This window comes from Serratia sp. Ag1 (assembly GCF_000743355.1).
Taxonomy (GTDB): domain Bacteria; phylum Pseudomonadota; class Gammaproteobacteria; order Enterobacterales; family Enterobacteriaceae; genus Chania.
In genome coordinates this window covers 1-1197 of sequence record NZ_JQEI01000074.1, presented here as the reverse complement: position 1 = coordinate 1197, position 1197 = coordinate 1, and the positions used below count along the sequence as shown (strand labels likewise).

Sequence of the window (1197 nt, the reverse complement as noted above, 5' to 3'; positions counted from 1 at the left end):
GGTAATCCCCCCGAAAAATCGGTGTGTTTATAAGTAGAATTTTCTCGTAATCTGAACCGGGGAGATCTCTATGAAAAAATCACGTTTTACTGACAGCCAGATCATGTCCATCCTAAAGCTTGCCGAGGCCGGAACGCCGGTGGCTGAACTGTGCCGCGAGTATGGCATGAGCAATGCCAGTTTCTATAAGTGGCGTTCACGTTTTGGCGGGATGGATGCCTCCATGATGGCCCGTCTGAAAGAGCTGGAAGACGAAAATCGTCGCCTCAAAAAGAGGTATGCCGAAGAGCGGCTCAAAGCCGAAATCATTCAGGAGGCCATGGCAAAAAAGTGGTGACGCCATCGCGTCGAAAGCAGATGGCACAGCACGCGGTCAGAAGCCGAAACGTCAGCGTGCGTTTTGCCTGTAAGCTGTTTGTGGTCAGCGAAAGTTGCTATCGCTATCAGCCTCAACTGAATGCAGAAAATGACCTCATTGCTGACTGGCTGCTCCGCATCACTGACAGTCAGCGCAACTGGGGATTTGGCCTGTGTTTTTTATACCTGCGCAACGTAAAAGGCTTCCGGTTCAACCCTAAGAGGGTATACCGAATTTACTGCGAGTTGTCGCTGAATATGCGAATAAAGCCGAAAAAGCGACTGAAGCGGGATAAACCTGAACCGCTGGCGGTGCCTGAAAGCAGCAACGAATGCTGGTCGATGGACTTCATGCATGATCAGCTATCGGATGGTCGCTCAGTCCGTCTACTGAATGTTATCGATGATTTTAACCGTGAGGCACTGGCAATAGAGGTCGATTTTTCTCTACCGGCGAATCGGGTTGTGCGAACACTGGAACGGCTCATCGAATGGAAAGGAAAACCGACAGCCATACGGTGTGATAACGGGCCAGAATATACAGGTAAAATACTGACGTCATGGGCAGTTCAGCAGAAGATAGCCCTTCGTTTTATTCAGCCCGGCAAACCTCAGCAGAATGCCTATATTGAGCGATATAACCGGACGGTGCGTTATGACTGGCTGGGGCAACACCTGTTTACATCACTGGATGAATTACAGGACTCTGCCACTCAGTGGCAATGGTTTTATAATCACGAAAGACCGAATATGGCGTTAAATGGCTTTACACCAATGCAGCATATTCAACGTATGACCTGATTCTACTTATCACCTCCGTTAAAAAGGGGGGGATTACCG

At 49.1% G+C, this 1197-nt stretch carries 1 protein-coding gene; it reads left to right on the top strand.

Annotation, left to right across the window (positions count from 1 at the left end; all coding sequences use genetic code 11):
- The first annotated feature begins 70 nt into the window (after nt 1–70).
- A protein-coding gene (locus IV04_RS23850; RefSeq protein ID WP_152562954.1) for an IS3 family transposase occupies nt 71–1158 on the top strand; the annotation gives its coding sequence in 2 pieces (ribosomal slippage) (nt 71–323 and nt 323–1158; 1089 coding nt in all).
- Nucleotides 1159–1197: the final 39 nt, after the last annotated feature.